The 19214-nt window shown below is 69.8% G+C and carries 23 protein-coding genes and 1 rRNA gene; 20 read left to right on the top strand and 4 right to left on the bottom strand.

Translation table 11 applies throughout. The features are described from left to right. Nucleotides 1-144 precede the first annotated feature (144 nt). Genes SH922_RS21160 through SH922_RS21150 form a run of 3 tightly spaced genes read left to right on the top strand, consistent with a single transcriptional unit; the run spans nucleotide 145 to nucleotide 1913 of the window. Nucleotides 145-444, top strand: coding sequence for a hypothetical protein (locus SH922_RS21160; RefSeq protein ID WP_393059456.1), 300 nt, complete (start codon nucleotides 145-147; stop codon nucleotides 442-444). After that, the gene (locus SH922_RS21155) at nucleotides 441-1421 is read left to right on the top strand and encodes a transposase (protein ID WP_393059455.1); all 981 of its coding nucleotides are present in this window, start codon (nucleotides 441-443) and stop codon (nucleotides 1419-1421) included. The genes SH922_RS21160 and SH922_RS21155 overlap by 4 nt, the downstream gene beginning before the upstream one ends. Nucleotides 1422-1475: 54 nt before the next feature. Beyond that, nucleotides 1476-1913, top strand: coding sequence for a DUF4259 domain-containing protein (locus SH922_RS21150; RefSeq protein WP_393059454.1), 438 nt, complete (start codon nucleotides 1476-1478; stop codon nucleotides 1911-1913). A gap of 112 nt (nucleotides 1914-2025) precedes the next feature. Here SH922_RS21150 and SH922_RS21145 read toward each other — a convergent pair whose 3' ends face one another. Continuing rightward, nucleotides 2026-2397, bottom strand: coding sequence for an ATP-binding protein (locus SH922_RS21145; protein WP_393059453.1), 372 nt, complete (start codon nucleotides 2395-2397; stop codon nucleotides 2026-2028). 6 nt (nucleotides 2398-2403) lie between these two features. On the opposite strand from SH922_RS21145, the gene SH922_RS21140 reads away from it, so the two are divergent. The 3 genes from SH922_RS21140 to SH922_RS21130 are packed head-to-tail and all read left to right on the top strand — an operon-like array spanning nucleotide 2404 to nucleotide 2934. Beyond that, a complete protein-coding gene (locus SH922_RS21140; protein WP_393059452.1) occupies nucleotides 2404-2526 on the top strand; it encodes a hypothetical protein in 123 nt (40 codons plus the stop codon). Nucleotides 2527-2537: 11 nt separating this feature from the next. Then, nucleotides 2538-2726: a DUF397 domain-containing protein gene (locus SH922_RS21135; protein ID WP_393059451.1), complete on the top strand. Its 189-nt coding sequence runs from the start codon at nucleotides 2538-2540 to the stop codon at nucleotides 2724-2726. After that, nucleotides 2719-2934, top strand: a complete 216-nt coding sequence (locus tag SH922_RS21130; protein ID WP_393059450.1) for a DUF397 domain-containing protein — start codon at nucleotides 2719-2721, stop codon at nucleotides 2932-2934. Before SH922_RS21135 ends, SH922_RS21130 begins: the two co-directional genes overlap by 8 nt. Before the next feature lie 140 nt (nucleotides 2935-3074). Here SH922_RS21130 and SH922_RS21125 read toward each other — a convergent pair whose 3' ends face one another. Continuing rightward, nucleotides 3075-3929 carry a hypothetical protein gene (locus SH922_RS21125; protein ID WP_393059449.1) on the bottom strand — a complete coding sequence of 285 codons (855 nt, stop codon included), beginning with the start codon at nucleotides 3927-3929 and terminating at the stop codon, nucleotides 3075-3077. A gap of 290 nt (nucleotides 3930-4219) precedes the next feature. Here SH922_RS21125 and SH922_RS21120 point away from each other — a divergent pair, with 290 nt between their 5' ends. The 10 genes from SH922_RS21120 to SH922_RS21075 all read left to right on the top strand — a co-directional run bounded on the left by SH922_RS21120 (nucleotide 4220) and on the right by SH922_RS21075 (nucleotide 14582). Then, nucleotides 4220-4903: a DUF5701 family protein gene (locus SH922_RS21120; RefSeq protein ID WP_393059448.1), complete on the top strand. Its 684-nt coding sequence runs from the start codon at nucleotides 4220-4222 to the stop codon at nucleotides 4901-4903. Between the two features lie 64 nt (nucleotides 4904-4967). Next, nucleotides 4968-5402, top strand: a complete 435-nt coding sequence (locus SH922_RS21115; RefSeq protein ID WP_393059447.1) for a DUF6892 domain-containing protein — start codon at nucleotides 4968-4970, stop codon at nucleotides 5400-5402. Nucleotides 5403-5603: 201 nt separating this feature from the next. Then, nucleotides 5604-6188, top strand: coding sequence for a hypothetical protein (locus SH922_RS21110; protein ID WP_393059446.1), 585 nt, complete (start codon nucleotides 5604-5606; stop codon nucleotides 6186-6188). A 141-nt stretch (nucleotides 6189-6329) separates the two neighbouring features. Further along, nucleotides 6330-7034, top strand: a complete 705-nt coding sequence (locus SH922_RS21105) for a DUF402 domain-containing protein (protein WP_393059445.1) — start codon at nucleotides 6330-6332, stop codon at nucleotides 7032-7034. 315 nt (nucleotides 7035-7349) lie between these two features. Then, nucleotides 7350-7658, top strand: a complete 309-nt coding sequence (locus SH922_RS21100) for a hypothetical protein (RefSeq protein WP_072489575.1) — start codon at nucleotides 7350-7352, stop codon at nucleotides 7656-7658. Nucleotides 7659-7837: 179 nt separating this feature from the next. Beyond that, on the top strand, nucleotides 7838-8701 hold the full coding sequence (locus SH922_RS21095) for a hypothetical protein (protein WP_393059444.1): 864 nt from the start codon (nucleotides 7838-7840) through the stop codon (nucleotides 8699-8701). A gap of 52 nt (nucleotides 8702-8753) precedes the next feature. After that, complete coding sequence (locus SH922_RS21090; RefSeq protein WP_393063646.1) at nucleotides 8754-10052, top strand: hypothetical protein; 1299 nt, start codon at nucleotides 8754-8756, stop codon at nucleotides 10050-10052. Next, nucleotides 10049-11599, top strand: a complete 1551-nt coding sequence (locus tag SH922_RS21085) for an SCO6880 family protein (protein WP_393059443.1) — start codon at nucleotides 10049-10051, stop codon at nucleotides 11597-11599. The genes SH922_RS21090 and SH922_RS21085 overlap by 4 nt, the downstream gene beginning before the upstream one ends. Nucleotides 11600-11641: 42 nt before the next feature. Then, nucleotides 11642-13060 carry an ATP-binding protein gene (locus SH922_RS21080; RefSeq protein WP_385286120.1) on the top strand — a complete coding sequence of 473 codons (1419 nt, stop codon included), beginning with the start codon at nucleotides 11642-11644 and terminating at the stop codon, nucleotides 13058-13060. Nucleotide 13061: 1 nt separating this feature from the next. Continuing rightward, nucleotides 13062-14582 (top strand): type IV secretory system conjugative DNA transfer family protein, encoded by a 1521-nt coding sequence (locus SH922_RS21075; protein WP_393059442.1) that lies wholly within the window; start codon nucleotides 13062-13064, stop codon nucleotides 14580-14582. Nucleotides 14583-14588: 6 nt separating this feature from the next. Here SH922_RS21075 and SH922_RS21070 read toward each other — a convergent pair whose 3' ends face one another. Next, on the bottom strand, nucleotides 14589-15146 hold the full coding sequence (locus SH922_RS21070) for a GNAT family N-acetyltransferase (protein ID WP_393059441.1): 558 nt from the start codon (nucleotides 15144-15146) through the stop codon (nucleotides 14589-14591). Nucleotides 15147-15307: 161 nt separating this feature from the next. On the opposite strand from SH922_RS21070, the gene SH922_RS21065 reads away from it, so the two are divergent. Genes SH922_RS21065 through SH922_RS21050 form a run of 4 tightly spaced genes read left to right on the top strand, consistent with a single transcriptional unit; the run spans nucleotide 15308 to nucleotide 19020 of the window. Beyond that, complete coding sequence (locus tag SH922_RS21065) at nucleotides 15308-16240, top strand: ATP-binding cassette domain-containing protein (RefSeq protein WP_393059440.1); 933 nt, start codon at nucleotides 15308-15310, stop codon at nucleotides 16238-16240. Next, a complete protein-coding gene (locus tag SH922_RS21060) occupies nucleotides 16237-17052 on the top strand; it encodes an ABC transporter permease (RefSeq protein WP_393059439.1) in 816 nt (271 codons plus the stop codon). Before SH922_RS21065 ends, SH922_RS21060 begins: the two co-directional genes overlap by 4 nt. A 31-nt stretch (nucleotides 17053-17083) precedes the next feature. Next, entirely contained in the window at nucleotides 17084-18358 is a 1275-nt protein-coding gene (locus tag SH922_RS21055) for a sensor histidine kinase (RefSeq protein ID WP_393059438.1), read from the top strand. Continuing rightward, nucleotides 18355-19020, top strand: a complete 666-nt coding sequence (locus tag SH922_RS21050; protein ID WP_393059437.1) for a response regulator — start codon at nucleotides 18355-18357, stop codon at nucleotides 19018-19020. Before SH922_RS21055 ends, SH922_RS21050 begins: the two co-directional genes overlap by 4 nt. A gap of 75 nt (nucleotides 19021-19095) precedes the next feature. Here SH922_RS21050 and rrf read toward each other — a convergent pair. Further along, nucleotides 19096-19212, bottom strand: a 5S ribosomal RNA gene (gene rrf / locus SH922_RS21045). Nucleotides 19213-19214 lie beyond the last annotated feature (2 nt).

Below are 19214 nucleotides of genomic sequence, written 5' to 3'. Positions count from 1 at the left end.
GCTGATGTTCCCAGCGGAGGCCGACGGGTTGTCCTTCAATTGAAGGTCCGACGGTTCACCTGTGGAAACTCGGACTGCGCACGCCGTACCTTCGTCGAGCAGATACCGGGCCTGACGCGCCGGCACAGTCAGCGGACCGAACGGTTGCGCTCGACCCTGGCGTCGGTCGGCTTGGCGCTCGCGGGCCGGGCCGGGGCCCGCATCGCCGGCGTTCTCGGCGTTTCCGTCAGCCGCAGCACGGTGCTTCGTCTGGTGGACGCGCTTCCCGAGCCCGAGGTGGCCGCACCACGGGTTGTCGGCGTTGACGAGTACGCGACCCGGAAGAGCCGCCACTACGGCACCGTCCTCATCGACATCGAGACCCGCCGCCCCATCGACCTGCTGCCCGACCGGGAGGCGTCCGCCTGGCCGCCTGGCTCGCCGCGCGGCCGGGCGTTGAGGTGATCTGCCGTGACCGGGCGCCGTTCTTCGCCGACGGTGCCACCGTCGGCGCTCCACAGGCGGTCCAGGTCGCGGACCGCTGGCACCTCTGGCACAACGTGAGCGAGGCTACCGAACGGGCTGTCGCTCAGCACCGCCGCTGCCTCCGCGCCCTTGTTACGGCCGCCCCCGATCCGGATCCCGATCCGGAGCCTGCGCCGGAGAAGGATTCCTCTGGCTCGCCATGGCCGACCGGTCATCGTTTCGCCGACCGCACCAGGGCTCGGCACGCCGACGTACACGCACTGCTGGAAGCCGGGCACAGTCGTCGCTCGGTCCAGCGGCAGCTCGGCATGACCTGGCGGACCGTCAAGCAGCTCGCCGAGGCCAAGGCTCCGGAGGAGCTGTTCACCGGCCAGTGGCAGAACCGGCCCTCGGTCCTCGATGACTACAAGCCCTACCTGGACGACCGGTGGAACGAGGGCTGCACCAACGCCTGGAAGCTGTGGGAAGAGATCGTGCCGCTCGGCTACAAGGGCAGCTACCAGCGCGTCCGCGCCTACCTGCACAAGAAGCGCACTTCCCCACGACCGGTAGTCGCCCGGCCGCCCTCACCCCGAACGGTCGCCGGATGGATTCTCCGGCGACCGGAAACCCTTCCCGAGCCCGAACAACTGCTGCTCAAAACCGTGCGCACCCACTGCCCCGAGATCGACGCGCTCACCCGACACGTCCGCGCCTTCGCCGTCATGCTGACCGAGCGCCAGGGCGAGCGTCTTCCGGACTGGCTCCTCGCCGTCCGGCAGGACGATCTGCCCAGTCTCCATACCCTTGCCGCCGGCATCGACCGCGACCGCGATGCCGTCATCGCCGGTCTCACCCTGCCCTGGAGCTCGGGCGCAGTCGAAGGCCATGTCAACCGCATCAAAATGATCAAGCGGCAGATGTATGGACGCGCTGGCTTCAACCTCCTGCGCAAGCGGGTGCTGCTTGCCTCCTGAGCGCACTGTCAGCGGCCAGTGCGACGATCCCCAGACGACCGCGCGAGGAGAGACATGGGCACCTGGGACATCGGCCCCTTCGACAACGACACCGCCGCCGACTTCGCCGGTGACCTGGACGAGGCAGCACTGGAAGAGCGCGAAGCCATGATCCGGGGCGTGCTCAAGCGTGCCGCCGGGCCCGCGGACTTCCTGGGTATCTACGACGGCGAGCGAGCCGTGGGCGCGGCGGCTCTGGTCGTTGCCCAGCATTCTGACTGCGATCGGCCGTGCTCGAACTATGGCCCTTCAGAGCCGCTACCGGAGTTGCCCGCAGACCTTCGAATGCTCGCCGTCGACGCCCTGGATCAAGTGGTCTCCAACCAGTCTGAACTCGCCGAGCTGTGGGCCGAAGCCGCGAACTGGTCGAAGTGGCGCCAGGACATCACCCGCCTCCGCGACGTCCTTGACCCTCCGATCCCGCCACAAGAGGAAGCCCTGTCTGAGATTTAATCGGTGACCCACAGTCACGGACCACAGAACCTGAGCCAGAAGCCAATCTCGTGGACAAAGCCAACCGCCGATTCGTCGACGCCGGGGCGGGGCCAAAGCTCAGCAGGCCCCGTTACGGGAGGTCGGCCCACTGGCCGTCCGGCTTGGCGACGCATTCCACCCAGAGCAGCTTGCCGCCGCCCTGCCCGGGGAGTCCGCCGCGCATCGGGTAGGCGCCCCAGCTCTCCGCGTAGAGCGTGACGAGATACAACCCCCGCCCGCGCTCGGTGAGTTCCTGCGGCGCCTGGGCGCTCCAGCGGAAGGGTGCGGGGATGTGCGGTTCGGTTTCCCAGACGCCGAGCCGGATCCGATTTCGGCCGGCGTCGCGCATAAGGAGCGAGTACGGGCCCGAGGAGTGCTGGTAGGCGTTGGTGACGAGTTCGCTCGCCAATAGTTCGGCGGTTTCGGTGAGTTCGGACATGCCGTCAACCTGGATCAGTCGCACGGGCCCGTGTTCCTCGACGCCGACGCCCAACTGGAGAAGTACCAGGTCCTCCTGAGCCGAATGGAGACCATTGCGCTCGGCGGGGAACACTCCAGGAACTTCATCCACACCATCGCGCTCAGCCTGTGAAGGGACCCGAGATGACCGATCAGATATGGCAGAAGTCGTCCTACTGCGCGCAGGGCAACTCCTGTGTCCATGTGGCCTCGCACAACGGCACCGTGAGACTGACCGAATCGGGCGACCCCACCGGCGCGATACTCCGCACCACCCCCACCGCCCTCCGCGCCCTCCTCCGCACGCTCAAGGAGGAGCACCTCGATGGCTGACGGCCCCGCACCCCTCACCTGGATCCGCGCCGCCCCCGAGGACGAGCCCGGGCCCTGGATCGAGGTCGCCTTCGGCGAGGGCGACGACCTCGTGTACCTGCGCGAGACGAGCGCCCCCGGGAACGTCGTCACGACCACCCGCACCAAGTGGGAGGCCTTCGCGAAGGGTGTCCGGGCAGGCGAGTTCGACCACTTCGCCGGCCTCTGACCACCGGCTGTCCCGAACAGGGTCCGACCTGCTCACCGGACCACCGGACGCCCACGCTCAAGAACGACGTACTGGAGTGGCGTGCCGGAAGCGCCACGGCCCCCTGCGCCTCGGCCGTTCAGGAGCCCCCGCCGGTCCACTCAGGACCGGGCGCCCGGTCCCGGCGCCGTCCGGGACTGTGGCGGGGGCACAGCGCCCGTGGCACGAATCTCGCCGCCGAGCCGGTCGATGGACGGTCTCAGCGAGCGGGCTTCGCCCTTCGGCCTCCAGCTCTCGATCGCCACGGGCAGCCCCGTTTCCTGCCGGATCCTCTCCGCGAGTGCCGCGAGGTAGCCGCCGTCCCGCACGCAGGTGATCAGGATGACGGCGTCGCAGCCGGTCGTCGGAAGTACCTCCATGAAATCGTCGTCGAACTCAGTCGGCAGAGTCCCGCTCTCGCTCGGGGCGAACATCGCGAAGACGCCCAGCCTCGCGCCGTCCGGTCGCACGACATGGAGCAGCGGTTCCCCTACGTCCGCCTCGGGGTGCACCTCGGCGCGCTCCGAATCGCCGAGGGACTCGGTGACCGCGTCCCGGACCCGGGCCTCGAAGAGCAGCGAATCGATCAGTGTCAGCAGGTGCTCGACGTAGGACGTACCTCTGGTGGTCTCCTGGAGGAGTTGCATGAGGCGTACCGCCTCACTGTGGGGCAGACGATTGGCCAGGTCGCTCACCTGCTCGCGCTGGCGTATGCCGAAGAACAGCTCCATTTCCTTGAACCTCACGCGGTGCACGGACTGCCCGATGACCGCGATGAGCAGGAACGCAAGTCCTCCCAGCAGGAGCGCCACGCTCCCCGCCTGACTCTTCCCGCGAAAGACCGAGACGGCACCGCCCACGGTCAGCAGGAGGCCGATGGTCGCGGCGGCGGTTCGCTGCCACCTGTCGAGGGGAGCGGCAAACACCGAATCCGGGCCCGGCTGGCCGTCGGACGCACTGGTATCCGTGTTTGACATCCACCAACCGTATCGCCATGTCGGCCTGCCCTTAAGGGAGTTGAGGCCGTCACCGACAAAAATCCCCTCCCCTGTGAGACGGAGTCCCCGGCCGCCATCCCTCGGGGGGAGGTACGGGAACCGGCTCGGAGAGCGACGCGAGGACCGGGTGGGCGGGGCAGTCCGAACAGTCGCTGTGGATGCCGGTGGCAGGGTGGTCGATGCTCCCGCACGGCAGGGAACGTTCCGGTAGGACCTTCTCGTTACGCCTGCGGCCGTACACGTCACCAGCAGCCGTCCCGAGGAGCACCGTGCCCGAACCCACTCCCGTCACCGCCGCCGCCCTCCCCGCGCTTCCGCCCCTGAGTGCGCAGGCCGAGACACTGATCGGGCTCGGGGTGCACGAGATCGCCGGCCTGTCGGCTGCCGAGATCCGCGACTTCGCCAAAGCGGCCGAATCCACCGAGGCCGACGGCGACGACGGCCTGCTCGCCGTCCACCCGGACCGGGCCCCCGCTTCCGCCCTCGCCCCGCTGCTCCGCCGCGAGGACAAACCGGGCTTCGTCGTCGTCGACATGCCCGATGTCGATGTCTTCACCCCGCTCGACACCGTCGTGGTCCCCGACGCGCCGCTCTACGTCCTCAGCGGCGTCGATCGCGGCGACCACATGGCCAACTGGAGCCCGGACGAGGCACTGCCCGCCCTCACCGCGCAGGGCCGCACCCCGTTGCTGCTCACCGAGGGCATCCACTGGGTGCTGCAACAGCCCGCCGCCCTGGAGCGCAACCACTGCTTCATGACCATCGGCTCCCGGCTGCGCAAGCCCAACGGCACCCTGGACGCCCGTACACCGGCGCTCTGGATCAGCAACGGCACCGGGCGGGACGGCCGCGAGCGGCGCAACGCCCCGAAGGCCGGCTGGTGCTGGGCAGGAAACCGCCACACGTGGCTGGGATTCGGCTCCGCGACGGGCCGCCGCGGCACGGGCGCGTAAGGCGCGATCCCCGGCCCCCCACCCGGCAGGCGCGGGCCCGGCGGGCCGCCGCTACCCTCCCCGCATGCCTGCCTTCCGCGACTTCAATTTCAAGCTGCTCGTCATCGAGAAGCTCATGTACGAGGACAAGACCCTCACCCCGGAGTTCCGCATCGCGGACTGCCTGAAAGCGAAGGGGATCGACGACCCGCAGGACTACGCGTACGAGAACGATCTCGCGCACACCGTGCTCGACGAGGCCCGCGCCCACTTCCAGGCACTGGAGATCAGCACGGAACTGCTCGCGACGGTCGAGACGCTCGACCTCGACGGCGGACTTGAGGTGTACCAGGAGTGCTCCCCGGTCTGGGACGGCGAGGACGAGCTCTACGACGTGGGTTCCCTCGACGACCTCGGCCTGCTGCCGAACCTGCGGCTGATCACGGGTGTCGACAACTGCGGAATGGGCGCGGCCTTCGATCCCGAGGTACTGGCGGCCCGGGGCATCGCCGTCGACTGACGGTGCGGGCGGCGGTCCGTGGGCAGCTCGGCAAGCGGCTCCGGACTCTCGGGCTGCCGTCCGGGCGATCGGTACGTTGACGGACATGGGCCTCGACATCAGCGTACTGATCGGCGCGGCCGGGGAGTCGTGGGACTGAGCGCGTAGGGCACAACCGGCCACGCGCCCCTGCACGGTGGGACGGTCCGGGAGACTTATGTCATGTCCCTCACCACGCGCCTCAGACAATCCGCCGCAGCCGCCGCCCTCCTCGCACTCACCGTGACCGCGTGCGGAACCGAACACCCCGGGCAGCAGCAGGCTCAGTCGCCTTTCCCGCGGCCGTCGTTCACCCCCCGGCCGAAGTGCGCCCAGCCCGCCGAGGCTCCCCCGAACCAGGCTTCCTCATCGCCCACCGCGAGCACGACCGGAACTCCGCAACAGGGAAACAACGAGGACCGGCCGCCCAACTACGCCGACAACCACGCCTACCGCATGTCGGCCGAGCTCAGCCCGGCCAAGCGCGCCAAGGGCGAGGCATCGGCAGCGCTCATCCAGTACGAGCTGGAGAAAGCCCGGACGGAGGGCGACGTCAGTAAGAAGCGGATCACGACGGCGCTGGAGCACCTCGGCTGCGGGCAAGAGCACGGCGTCTACATCTGGAAGGACTTCTACAGCGTTCACACGGGGGACGTGTGCGTGTCCGGGCACGTGACGGAGAAGGAGCTGACCATCAAGGTGCACGGCGCCTACGCCGAACCCCAGCCGGGAACTGGGCCGTGCGTGGAGAACCGGGGAGGCCACTGAGCCGGCGGGCCACGGCACCGACTACTGGACGGCGATCCGAAGTCGGCCATGCCGCCAACGCAGAACCGGGCACTGACACCCGGTCAGGGCCGGACGGCCGGACACGTGTCCGGAGACCTGACCGCGGGCATGATCAATCGCATGAAAGTGGGCAAGCGGGACCACACGAGCAGCGCCACAGGAGCCGCCGATCCGAGAATCGGCACGAGGAACCGCGGGAGCGACGAACCGGGCCAGATCCTGCACTGGAACTTCTTCATAGGCGGCCACCTGAGCGCCTCCGTACCCGTGCGTCTCGTCGAACGCACGCCCGAGGGTCAGCTCGTCTGGATGGAGACGGGCACCCCGATGTGGCACACGGCCCTGCCACGCGGCGCCACACACCTGCGCGACATCGCCCCGCACGAGCGCCCCGCCGGGGGCTACCCCGTGATCGCCGGCCGGTGGCCGATGGGCAACGCCCTCTTCTACCAGCCGACCGACGCCGCGCACTCCGTCCTGTGGCTCTTCGGCCGCAGACAGAAGTTCCGCGGCTGGTACGTCAATCTGGAGCGCCGGGTCCACCACGGCGACGACATCGACATCGCCGACCACGAGCTCGACATCAACGTGGCGCCGGACCGGACCTGGCAGTGGAAGGACGAGGAGTCCTTCGCCGAGAAGACCGGCCATCCCGCGTACTGGACCGCCGAGGAGGCCGCGGCCATCAGGACCGAAGGAGACAGGGTGGCCCGGCTCGCCGAGGCCGGAACGTTTCCCTTCGACGGGTCCTGGTGCGATTTCCGGCCGCCGTCGGCCTGGCGGACCCCACCCCGTCCACCGGTCCCCCGCCACCCGCTCCTGTGACCCGCGGCCACCCCGACCTCCCCGGACCACCCCCGATGGGTGCGGTTCGGCCTTCCTCGCAGGTCTCGGCCAGGGTGGCGCGATGGCGATCATTGCCCGGCGTCACCCTCCGTGATACACAGAGTAACCAGACGCAAATCCCTCACACACCGATTCGATCCGCAGGTCAGGGCGGTCAGACCGGTCATATGTACGAGATCCGGGTAAAGAGAGCCGCCAAGTCGTCGTACGAGAGCAGTTTCATCAGCGAAGATAGAGGGTGACCCGTGCCATGCGGTACGGGCACCGAACTACCCAACAGGGGCGGTGACTTACATGATCCTGGCAGCTGAGAAGGGCGACATCACCACCATCATCGGCGGAATCGCCCCGAACTGGGGGCCGTTCGGGACCTTGGGCAACGAGGCCCGCGTAATGATCGAGGTCGTGATGGCGATCGCCATCCTGCTCTGCCTCGGCATCGCGGTCTGGGGTGCGGCAAAACAGCGCATCGGCGCCACGGCCCTGCGTGACACGTTCAGCGCGGAACAGGGCAAGGGGCTGATCGTCGCGGGCCTGACCGGTGTGTTCATCATCGGATCGCTGGGAACCGTGTTCACCATCGTCTACGGGATGGCCGTCTAGCCGACCGTCGGCCGCCCAGGGGCAGTCCCGCCCACCCCTCACCATCCGTCCGTCGTGCCCACCGGCAGAGGTTGCGTCTCCCTGATGTCGAGTCACCACACCGCGTCCACGCGGAAACCAGCACGGCTACCGTCGTACAGAGGCACGGTTCAGGCAACGGTTGAGGGGGCGTACGCGGCATGAGTCACGACGACGGCTACGGCAGCGACTCGGGGCGTACGGGTGACGGCTACAGCACCATCGGCGGTACGCGCCAGACCCGCACCCGCCTCCCCGACGGCGAGGGCGGCGACGGCTACGGCCCCCGCCGCCCGGCCCGGAACTCGCGCTCACTGGTCACGGTCGTCGGCGTGATCGTCCTGCTGCTCGCGGCCATCGCGTTCGCCAACATGGGCGGGGGCGACGGAAGCGACGGTGACGGTGCGTCGGGGAGCAACGGCAAGAAGGCGGGCGCGGCGCCGACTGCGGCTACGGGGACGAAGCCGGTGACGGGGAAGAACGGTGAGATCGCCTCCGGGTTCGCGCATGACCAGCAGGGGGCGGAGAGCGCCGCGGCGAACTATTCCGTGGCGCTTGTATCCGCTGACATCCTGAAACCGGCCCAGCGAGCTCAGATCGTGCGCCAAGTCTTCGTCACTGGTCGAGTCGGTGAGCTTGAGACCAAATTCAACCAGGCGTACAACAAGGACTTCCTCGACAAGATCGGCCTCGACGAGAGCGGCAACGCCGCCGAGGGCATGACGTACGTATCGAGGACCGCGCCTGTCGGAACCAAGGTGACTCAGTTCGCGGATGCATCCGCCACAGTAGAGGTGTGGTGCACAGGAGTCTTCGGCACAGCTGGTGTCGGCTCCACCAATCCCGTGAGCAACGACTGGTTCACCATGACGCTGAAGCTCCAGTGGGAGAGCGACGACTGGAAGGTCGACAGCTTCTCCCAGAAGGACGGCCCGGCGCCGGTCAACACCGACCGTACGGCCTCCAACGCCGATGAGATCGCTAAGGCTGTCGAGGAGTACGGAGGGTTCACCTATGCCCGCTAAATCGCTGAGCGTGCTCAAGTTGGGTGCGACCCTGGCCAGCGTCCAAGCAACGATGGTGATCGTGGCAACCCGCGTTGCAGCCGCTCCATCGCCCTCGCCATCCCCGTCTCCGTCCGGTGACGGGAACTGCTCGCTGATCGTCGGCCCGGCCAAGGACTACTGCGAAGGCGACCCCGCCCCCAAAGCCACAACCCCCGACAGCGTCGACCCCGCCCTCGACCCCCTCACCTCCCTCGGCCGCGGCTGCGCCGACGCCGCAGCATGGATCGTGGGCAAGCTCAGCGAGGCCGTCAAAAGCACCGCCAACGTCGACTTCACCAACACCCGCTTCCTCCAGCAGTACGCGATCGTCTTCGCCGCCTCCACCGTGCTGACGCTCGTCCTCTGGCTCCTCGCCGTCGCCAAGCGGGCGATCCGCGGGGTGCCGCTCACCACGGCGATCTCCGAGGCCATCGGGTTCCTGTGGCTCACCGTGCTCGCGTCCGCGTTCACGCCGCTGATCCTGTACACGATCGTCTCCGCCACCGACGGCGTCACCGAGGTCATCTCCTCGTCCTCCGGCGGCCAGACCGACGTCTTCTTCGGGTCGTTCGCCGATGCGCTCAAGAAGGATGCCGACATCGGCGGCGGGCCGATCATGCTGATCGTCGTCTCGCTCGTGTCGATCCTCGCCGCGGGCATCCTCTGGCTGGAGCTCGTGATCCGCGCGGCCCTGCTCTACGTCGGCGCCCTCCTCGGAACCGCCGTGTACGCGGGGCTCGTCGACAAGAACATGTGGGGACACGTACGCCGCTGGGCGGGCATCATGATCGCCGTGATCATGGTGAAACCGGTCATCGTCATCGTGCTCGGCCTGGCCGGCGCCCTGTCCTCGGACGACGGGCCCGACGCGTTCTCGGCCGTCGTGTCCGGGCTGGCCATCATCCTGCTGGCGATCTTCGCCTCCGGCATGATCTACCGCTTCGTGCCCGGCTTCGGCGACGAGATCCAGGGCGCCCGCACCAACCGCAAGCAGGCCACCGACGGCTCCCAGGCCGCCGCGATGATCAGCTCACCCGCCGCTCTCGTCTCACAGGGCATCAAGACCCACAGCAGCCGCGGAGGCGGCGGCCAGGACAGCGGCGGTGGCAACAGCGGCGGCGGGCGGCCCGCCAACCCGGTCAGCGGCGGAGTCGCCGCGCACAGCTCCCGCAACTCCGGGAGCGGGGTCGGCGGCGGATCTGTCCCCTCCGCCGCACCTCCGCCCCGCAGCGGTTCGGGCCCGACGTCCGGCACCCCGCACAGCAGCCGTGGCCCACGCGGCGGATCAGGCAGTTCAGGTAACAAGAGCACAGGAGGTGGCGGGCGTTGAGCACTCAGTCCCATCCGATCACGCCCCGCCGTACGTATCTCATCGGCCGTGCCCGGCCGAACGCGATCGTCGGCAAGAACCGCGAGACGGGCGAGATCGCCCTGATCATCGGCGGCGCGTTCCTCGGCATGATGAGCGGGCTGCTCGTCCCGGTCCTGTCCCTGCGTATCGTGCTGCTCACCGGCTTCCCGCTGCTCGCCCTCGCGATCGTCTACGTCCCGTACAAGCACCGGACCTTCTACAAGTGGTTCGAGATCAACCGCAGCTTCAAGCGCTCCCTGCGCCGCGGCACGTCCTACCGCTCCACCGCCATGGAGGCGGGCGTCAGCGCCGACGGGCGTGAGGTCGAGATCGGGCCGCCCCCCGGCATCGGCCGGATCAACTGGCTGGCCGCACCCTTCGGGCCGGACGAGATCGCCGTACTGCTGCACGCCGACCGCCGCACCGTCACCGCGGCCATCGAGATCGAGGGACCCGGCGTCGGGCTGCGCGACAGCGAGGACCAGGAAGCACTCGTCGACCGCTTCGGCACCCTGCTCAAGCACGTCGCCAACGGCGACGGCTTCGTGACCCGTATCCAGATGCTGGCCCGCACCCTGCCCGCCGACCCCGACGCCCACGCCAAGGACGTCGCCCAGCGCGGCGACAAGGGCTCGCCGGGCTGGCTGCAGGAGTCGTACGAGCAGCTCCAGTCCATGGTCTCCACCTCCAGCGAGCAGCACCGCGCCTACCTCGTCGCCTGCATGCACTTCAACCGCGAGCTCGCCGCCGAGGCCCACGCCATGGCCCGCGCCGCCCGCCCGCACGCCGGCCGCAAGATCGACCGGGACGCCGGTCTCGCCGTCGTCATGGCGCGCGAACTCACCGACATCTGCGCCCGCCTCGCCGAGGCCGACATCCGGGTCCGCCAGCCGCTCGGCCAGAGCCGGCTGGCCTCCCTGGTCCACTCGATGTACGACCCCGACCACCCCATCGACCACATCCAGGCCATGACGAAGCGCAACGCCTGGCCGGCCGAACTGGACGCGGTCGAGCCGACGTTCCTCCAGGCCAAGACGCGTGAGTCGTCGACCCGCGCACCCTGGTGCCACTCCACCGCCTGGGTGAAGGAGTGGCCGATGACACCCGTCGGCGTCAACTTCCTCGCCCCGCTCCTCGTCCACACTCCCGACGTGATCCGTACGGTCGCGGTCACCATGGACCTCGAACCCACCGAGATCGCCATCGAGCGCATGCTCACCGAGAAGACCAACGACGAGGCCGAGGCCAGCCGCCAGGCCAAGATGAACCGCACCGTCGACCCCCGCGACACCGCCGCTTACGGCCGGCTCGACCAGCGGGGTGAAGATCTCGCGAGCGGCGCGGCCGGAGTGAACCTCGTGGGGTACATCACCGTGTCGTCGCGCTCGCCCGAGTCCCTCGCCCGCGACAAGCGGACGATCCGCGCCTCCGCGGGCAAGTCGTATCTGAAGCTGGAGTGGTGCGACCGCGAGCACCACCGCGCCTTCGTGAACACCCTGCCGTTCGCCACCGGCATCCGCCGCTAGCCGCACACGACCGAGAGAGACGAAAGGGAGGTCGGTCACGCCATGCGAGATCCGCTGTCCGCGTTGTCGGACGCCTTCACCGCCTTCCTCTTCGGGAAGGTGGAGACGACCCGGCTGCCCGTCCGCACCTCGACCGGACAGGCCCAGGCGGTCTACCTGCCGACCGCCGCCCCCGGCCTCGGCGACTCCGGCGTGATCATCGGCCGCGAGGTGTACTCCGGCAAGGGCTACATCTACGACCCCTTCCAGCTGTACGGGCAACAGCTCCCCGCCCCGCACTGGCTGGTGCTCGGCGAGTCCGGCAACGGCAAGTCCGCGCTGGAGAAGACGTACGTGCTGCGCCAGCTCCGGTTCCGCGACCGCCAGGTCGTCGTCCTGGACGCCCAGGGCGAGGACGGCGTCGGCGAATGGAACCTCATCGCCCAGGAGCTCGGCCTCACCCCCATCCGCCTCGACCCCACCTCCGCGCTCAACGGCGGCATCCGCCTCAACCCGCTCGACCCCGCTATCACCACCACCGGCCAGCTCGCCCTGCTGCGCACCATCATCGAAGTCGCCATGGGCCACGGCCTCGACGAGCGCTCCGGCTTCGCCCTCAAGGTCGCGCACGCCTACGTGAACGAGACGACGACCGACCGCCAGCCCGTGCTGATGGACATCGTCGACCAGCTGCGCCACCCGGAGCCGGAGTCCGCCGAGGCGATGAACGTCGACATAGACGACGTACGGGCCTGGGGCCTGGACGTCGCCCTCGTACTGGACCGGCTCGTCGACGGCGACCTGCGCGGCATGTTCGACGGACCGACGTCCGCCGGCATCGACCTCGACGCCCCGCTGATCGTCTTCGACCTCTCGCACATCGACCGCAACTCCATCGCCATGCCGATCCTGATGGCGATCGTCGGCGTCTGGCTGGAGCACACCTGGATCAGGCCCGACCGGAAGAAACGCATCTTCCTGGTGGAAGAGGCCTGGCACATCATCAACTCCCCGTTCGTCGCCCAGCTCTTCCAGCGCCTGCTGAAGTTCGGCCGACGGCTCGGGCTCTCGTTCGTCGCCGTCGTCCACCACCTCAGCGACGTGGTCGACGGAGCCGCGGCACGGGAAGCGGCAGCCATCCTGAAGATGGCCTCGACGCGCACCATCTACGCCCAGAAGGCCGACGAGGCGAGAGCGACCGGGCGGGTGCTCGGGCTGCCCCGATGGGCGGTCGAGATCATCCCCACGCTCACCCCGGGCATCGCCGTCTGGGACGTCAACGGCAACGTACAGGTCGTCAAACACCTGATCACCGAAGCCGAACGCCCCCTCGTCTTCACCGACCGCGCCATGACCGAGTCCTCCGCCGTCGACCTGCTCCCGGAGGACGTACGCGCCGCCGAGCTGGAGGCGGAGCAACGCGCGGCACGCATCGAGAACCAGCAACGGCTGAACGAGTCGTCCGAGTCAACGGTGGCATGACATGGCGGGTGCGGGGCGCGGCGACGTACGTAACGGCGGCGACAGGAACGGGAACGGCGGCGGCATCCCCGACGGGCTGCTGATCGGGCTGCTGATCTTCCTCCTCGGCCTGACGCTGCTGGCCTGGACGGCCACCGGTCTTGCCGGTCTCCTCGCCCACGGCGCCTGGCCGGAGGGTGTCACCCTCGCCGAGACCCCGTTGGCGATGCGCCGGCTGGTGGAGGCCCCGCACGACCTGCCCGCCGCCTGGCCGGTCACCCCGGCCGGGGAGCTCTCCGGCTACGGGCTGTTCTGGGGTCTGTTCATCGGCGAACTGATGGTGCTGGTGGTGCTGACCGTGTTCGTGATGGGCGTGGTCGCCCGCTGGCGAGGCGTACGGGCACGGCAGCGCACCGGCCGGCTGGAGCAGCAGAGCCGGCCACCGGGCGAGCCGCTCCAGGAGTACGCCTACCAGGAACGGGCCACCCGTCCGGCCCCGGCCCCGGCCCCCCACCAGGAACCCGCCGCCGAACCGGTCACCGAACAGGCGGCCCCGGCCGACGCCACCCAGGCACTGGCTCCCCTCCCGCCCGTCGTCCCCTCGCCTCGCACACCCCTCGTCATCTACGGCCCCGCCGCCACCCGCCGGCCCACCGCCGTCCAGGCCATCCGCGAGGCGGACGGGCCCGTGCTCGTCGTCACCTCCGACCCCAGCGTCTGGGCCGAGACGAAGGACGCCCGGGCCAAGCTCGGCCCGGTCCTCGTCTACGACCCCGGCCACCTCTGCGACACCCCGGCCCGGCTCCACTGGGCCCCCACCACCGGCTGCGAACAGCCCGACCGCGCGGCCGCCCGATCCACCGCACTCCTCGCCCCCGTACGGCCGCAGTCCCGCATCGACGCGGCGACGGCCGACACCGCGGAAACCCTCCTGCAGTGCTGGCTCCACGCCGCCGCCATCGACGGCCGCCCCTTCCGCCAGGTCCACCGCTGGGCCCTCGGCGGCAGCGCCCACGAACCGGTGCGCCTGCTCCGCACCCACCCCAAAGCGGCCTCCGGACTCGCCGGGCTGCTGGAGTCCGCGCTCACCGCCCACCCCGAACGCCGCGAGATGGCACAGGAACTGACGGTACGGGCCTTCGGCGCCCTGTCCTCGGTCCACATCCGGGAAGCCTGCACACCGAACCGCGCCGATTCGCTCGCGCTGGAATCTTTCGCGGACGAGGGGGGCAGCCTCTATGTGGTCGGTGAACCCATCGAGAACCCGCGCTCGGGCCCCGGGGCGATGCCCCTGCTCACCGCGCTCGCCGCAGACGTGGTCGAGCACGGCCGCCGCATGGCCGCACGGTCATCCGACGGCCGGCTCGACCCACCAATGACGCTCGTCCTCGACGACATCGCGGCCGTCGCGCCGCTGCCCCGGCTGCCGGAGCTCCTGGCCACCGGCGAGGAACAGGGCCTGCCCACCGTCGCCCTGCTCCGCTCCCGCGAACAGGCCCGCGCCCGCTGGACCCAGCAGCTCCAGACCCCGACCACCCTCTGACTCCCCCTAGGGGCGGGCCACCGCGTACTCCAGCTCCCTGGCCGTCGGGTCACTCGGCATCGGCACGCTCTCCCCGGTCGGCACGAACCCGATCCGCCGGTAGAGGGCCGCCGCCCGCGGATTGTCCTCGTGCACATACAGCCGTACGCGCTCGATCAGCGGCTCGCCCAGCGACCACGCCCAGTCCGTCCCCGCCCGGAACAGCTCCTCGGCCAGCCCCTTGCCCCGTGCCTCCGGCCGTACGAACACGCCGACGACATGGGCCTGGTGGACCGCGGCCGCCTCACCGAACACGGTGTCCCCGTCCGGCCGCTCGATCAGGACCGTCACCGTGCCCGCCCAGCTTCCGTCCAGTGCCTCGGCGATGAACTGCCGGACCCGGCCCTCGCCCTCCTCAGACGCACCGACCGTCCGCTCCCGCCAGAAGTCGTCGGACCGCTCCAGGCCCGCCTCGTACGTCTCCAGGAACGCCACCGGAGCGGCCGGATCCTGCAGTGCAGCCAGCCTGAGTTCCTTCGCCGACCGCCACTCATCGGCACGCACGGCCCGTATCACGTAGTCCATGCACCGATCCTGACCCGCACTCCCATGGCCGCGCAATGTGATTCCCGCCGAGGTCCGCCGCAGTCCGCCGAGGTCCGCGTCGTACCCCGGTACTACGCCCGCCGCCACATCCCGCCCCCGGTCCGACGCCCCGCGCCCGCCCGCTCCGTAGCGTCGACCGCATGATCAGGGCATACGAACTCACCAAACGGTACGGCGACACCACCGTCGTCCAGGACCTCGACTTCACGGTCCGGCCCGGCACCGTCACCGGCTTCCTCGGCCCGAACGGCGCCGGGAAGTCCACGACCATGCGCATGCTCCTCGGCCTGGACACACCCACCCGCGGCCACTCCACCATCGGCGGACGCGCGTACGCCACCCACAGCGCACCCCTCACCGAAGTCGGCGCCCTGCTGGAGGCCCGCTCCGTCCACCCCGGCCGGACCGCCTTCCACCACCTGATGGCACTCGCCCACACCCATGGCATCCCGCGCAGCCGCGTCGAGCACGTCCTCGACCTGGCCGGCCTGACCGCCGTGGCCGGGAAGCGGGTCAAGGGGTTCTCGCTCGGCATGGGCCAGCGGCTCGGCATCGCCGCGGCACTGCTCGGCGACCCGGCCACCCTGATCCTGGACGAGCCGGTCAACGGCCTCGACCCGGAGGGCGTGCTGTGGATCCGTAACCTGCTCAAGTCCCTCGCCACCCAGGGCCGCACGGTCCTCGTCTCCTCGCACCTGATGAGCGAGATGGCCCTCACCGCCGACCACCTCGTCATCATCGGACGCGGCCGGCTCCTCGCCGACACCACGGTCGCCGACTTCGTCGCCTCGGCGGGCGGCGGCACCGTCAAGGTCGTCACCCCGCAGCCCTCCGCCCTGCGCGACCTCCTGCGCGGCCCCGGCATCGACATCACCGACGCAGCCGAACCGGAGCAGCTGGAGATCCGCGGCACGGACGCCGCCCACATCGGCCGCATCGCCGCCGCCCACGCCATCCCCCTGTACGAACTCACGCCACGCACCGCATCCCTGGAGCAGGCCTTCATGGACCTCACCCAGGAGTCGGTCGAATACCGGATCACCGCCCCCGAACCGACCGGAGCCCTCGCATGACCACCGCGACCCCCACCTCGACACCCGCCCCGGCACCCACCCCGCACCCCTACCGCGTCACACCGGCCCGGGTACTGCGCTCCGAATGGCACAAGCTCCACACCCTGCGCTCCAGCTGGATCACCCTGGGGTCCGCCGCCGCCCTGGTCCTCGCCGTCGGCATCGTCATGGGCGCCACCTACACGTCGGACGGCGGCGACTCCGACGTCGACACCGTCATCCTGGTCCTCTACGGCACCACACTCGGCACACTCTGCACGGTGGTCCTGGGCATCCTCGTCACCGCGGGCGAGTACTCCTCCGGCATGATCCGTGCCTCGCTCACCGCAGTCCCCCGCCGGCTCCCGGTCCTGTGGGCCAAGGCGGCAGTCTTCACCGCCACCGTCCTCGGCGTCATGCTGACCACCTCACTGCTCACGTTCGTCGTCGCACAGCTCTTCCTCCACGACACGGACCAGGCCGCCACCCTCACCGACCCCGGCGTGCTCCGGGCCGTGGCGGGCAACGCCGCCGGCGCCACCCTCCTCAGCCTCATCGCCCTGGGCCTCGGCGCCCTGCTCCGCTCGGTCCCGGGCGCGATCGGCGCCTTCATCGGCGGCGTCATGGTCCTGCCGGAGGTGCTCACCATGCTCCCGTACGACACCGTCGAGACCGCCGTCCGCTACTTCCCCACCCAGGCTGCCGGCGTGCTCGGCTCCGCGACACCGCTCCCCGACGCGGCCTCCACCGGCGGGGCCCTGCTCGCCCTCGTCCTGTGGGCTGCGGCCACACTGATCGCAGCGGCCCTACTCCTGCGACGCCGGGACGCATGACGCGGACGCGACCGGACGCGAGGATGGACGAGTGACGGACCAACCAGTGACGGACGACGACGACACGCACCGGCCCGCGGGCCCCTTCCCCCTCACCGGTCAAATCCAGCGCCTGCTCCAGCGCGTCCGCGCGTCCGACCGCCGCCGCCCGCTCGTCTGGGACGGACTGCTCACCACTTTCTGGGTGCTGTTCGCCGTCCTCGACGTCTCGTCCGGCGGCTGGCGCACGGTCGCCGTCAACCAGGACGTGTCGGCGACGCTGGTGCTCTGGATGAGCGTCGCGTTCTCCGCCCCGCTGCTCTGGCGCCGCAGCCATCCGCTGGCCGTGCTGATGTTCATGGCGCCGTTCTCCCTGGTCAACGTGTGGACGGGAGCGGTCATCCAGGCCGCGTTCCTCCAGGAGATCGTCGTCTTCAACATCGCGCTGCGGCAGCCGATGCGCACCCTTGCCTGGTCGGGTGGCATCGTCCTCGCCCCGCTCGTGATCGGCTCCGGCCACTTCCCGGACGACTGGAACCGCCTCTTCGCCCCTCACCTGTACGCGTTCGCGTTCGCGTCCCTGGTCGGCATCGTGGTGCGTACGCGCAAGGAGTACACGGAGGCCCTCGTCGACCGCGCCAACCGGCTCGAACTCGAACGCGACCAGCAGGCCCAGCTGGCGGCGGCCGCCGAACGGACCCGGATCGCCCGGGAGATGCACGACATCATCGGGCACAACCTCTCCGTGATCACGGGCCTCGCGGACGGCGGCGCCTACGCCGCGGCCAAGAGCCCCGAACGAGCCGCCCAGGCCCTGGACGCCATCGGCACCACCAGCCGCCAGGCGCTCGCCGAACTCCGCCGTCTGCTGGGCGTCCTGCGCGACCACCCGGACCAGGCAGACCGCACCCCGCAGCCCACACTCGACGACATCGACACCCTGCTCGCAGGCGTACGCCGGGCGGGCCTCCCCGTACGCCTGCACCGTCGCGGTACACCCCCGGCCGTCCCGCCCACTCCTGGACGGCAACTGACGGTGTACCGGGTGGTGCAGGAGGCGTTGACGAACACGCTGAAGCACGCGGACACGGATCCGTCCCTGACGGCCGAGGTCACGCTGACGTACCGTCCCACGGAACTGGAGGCCCTGATCACGGACAACGGCAAACCCCACCCCACCGCCGGCCCGTCCGACGGCACCGGCCAGGGCATCACAGGCATGCGCGAACGCGCTTCCCTGTACGACGGCACAATCGAAGCGGGCCGGCCGGCCGCCACGGGCTGGCACGTACGGCTCCGACTCCCCCTGGAGGACTCCCTCTCGTGACGACCGTGCTCATCGCGGACGACCAGCCGATGCAACGCTTCGGATTCCGCATGCTGCTGGAGAGCCAGGACGACATGACAGTCGTCGGCGAGGCCGCCAACGGCTTCGAAGCCCTCCAGCTCGTCGCCCAACACCAGCCGGACGTCGCCCTGATGGACATCCGCATGCCCTTGCTGGACGGCATCGAGGCCACTCGTCGCATCATCAGGACCGGCTCCCGTACGCGCGTCCTCATCGTCACCACGTTCGACCTGGACCGCTATGCGTACGACGGTCTGCGCGCCGGCGCCAGCGGCTTCCTGATCAAGGACGCACTCCCGGAGGAGCTCCTCTCCGGCATCCGCGCGGTGGCCAGCGGCGACGCCGTGGTCGCCCCGAGCCTGACCCGTCGTCTCCTGGACGCGTACGTACAGCACTTGCCCGCCACCCCCGGCGGACCCGCGACCCCGGACGCGCGAATCGCGAAACTCACCGACCGGGAACGAGAGATCCTCACCGTCATCGGCCAGGGCTGGACCAACTCTGAGATCGCCGAACGGTTCCACGTGGCCGAATCGACCGTGAAGACCCATGTCTCGCGCATCCTCGCGAAGACCGGAGCCAGGGACCGCGTGCAGGCGGTCATCCTGGCGTACGACACCCACCTCGTCGCGGCCGGCTGAGGCCACTTTCCCCGTTCTGGTCGGGAACGCAGAAAAGCCCCGTGCCACAAGGGCACGGGGCTTTTCATAAAAGGAGTTCGGCGGCGTCCTACTCTCCCACAGGGTCCCCCCTGCAGTACCATCGGCGCTGAAAGGCTTAGCTTCCGGGTTCGGAATGTAACCGGGCGTTTCCCTAACGCAATGACCACCGAAAC

This window comes from Streptomyces sp. LN549, assembly GCF_043203805.1.
In the GTDB taxonomy this organism is placed as follows: Bacteria; Actinomycetota; Actinomycetes; order Streptomycetales; family Streptomycetaceae; genus Streptomyces.
The sequence above is the reverse complement of the archived record's forward strand: the minus strand, read 5'-3'. Positions and strand labels throughout refer to the sequence as shown.

What these genes read in the sequence shown, in the direction of transcription:
- SH922_RS21115 (WP_393059447.1), top strand. Translation starts at nt 4,968, where the DNA reads ATGCCTGCCTTCCGCGACTTCAATTTCAAGCTGCTCGTCATCGAGAAG.
- SH922_RS21150 (WP_393059454.1), top strand. Translation starts at nt 1,476, where the DNA reads ATGGGCACCTGGGACATCGGCCCCTTCGACAACGACACCGCCGCCGAC.
- SH922_RS21065 (WP_393059440.1), top strand. Translation starts at nt 15,308, where the DNA reads ATGATCAGGGCATACGAACTCACCAAACGGTACGGCGACACCACCGTC.
- SH922_RS21080 (WP_385286120.1), top strand. Translation starts at nt 11,642, where the DNA reads ATGCGAGATCCGCTGTCCGCGTTGTCGGACGCCTTCACCGCCTTCCTC.
- SH922_RS21125 (WP_393059449.1), bottom strand. Translation starts at nt 3,929, where the DNA reads ATGTCAAACACGGATACCAGTGCGTCCGACGGCCAGCCGGGCCCGGAT.
- SH922_RS21110 (WP_393059446.1), top strand. Translation starts at nt 5,604, where the DNA reads ATGTCCCTCACCACGCGCCTCAGACAATCCGCCGCAGCCGCCGCCCTC.
- SH922_RS21070 (WP_393059441.1), bottom strand. Translation starts at nt 15,146, where the DNA reads ATGGACTACGTGATACGGGCCGTGCGTGCCGATGAGTGGCGGTCGGCG.
- SH922_RS21060 (WP_393059439.1), top strand. Translation starts at nt 16,237, where the DNA reads ATGACCACCGCGACCCCCACCTCGACACCCGCCCCGGCACCCACCCCG.
- SH922_RS21105 (WP_393059445.1), top strand. Translation starts at nt 6,330, where the DNA reads ATGAAAGTGGGCAAGCGGGACCACACGAGCAGCGCCACAGGAGCCGCC.
- SH922_RS21095 (WP_393059444.1), top strand. Translation starts at nt 7,838, where the DNA reads ATGAGTCACGACGACGGCTACGGCAGCGACTCGGGGCGTACGGGTGAC.
- SH922_RS21130 (WP_393059450.1), top strand. Translation starts at nt 2,719, where the DNA reads ATGGCTGACGGCCCCGCACCCCTCACCTGGATCCGCGCCGCCCCCGAG.
- SH922_RS21090 (WP_393063646.1), top strand. Translation starts at nt 8,754, where the DNA reads ATGGTGATCGTGGCAACCCGCGTTGCAGCCGCTCCATCGCCCTCGCCA.
- SH922_RS21075 (WP_393059442.1), top strand. Translation starts at nt 13,062, where the DNA reads ATGGCGGGTGCGGGGCGCGGCGACGTACGTAACGGCGGCGACAGGAAC.
- SH922_RS21100 (WP_072489575.1), top strand. Translation starts at nt 7,350, where the DNA reads ATGATCCTGGCAGCTGAGAAGGGCGACATCACCACCATCATCGGCGGA.
- SH922_RS21135 (WP_393059451.1), top strand. Translation starts at nt 2,538, where the DNA reads ATGACCGATCAGATATGGCAGAAGTCGTCCTACTGCGCGCAGGGCAAC.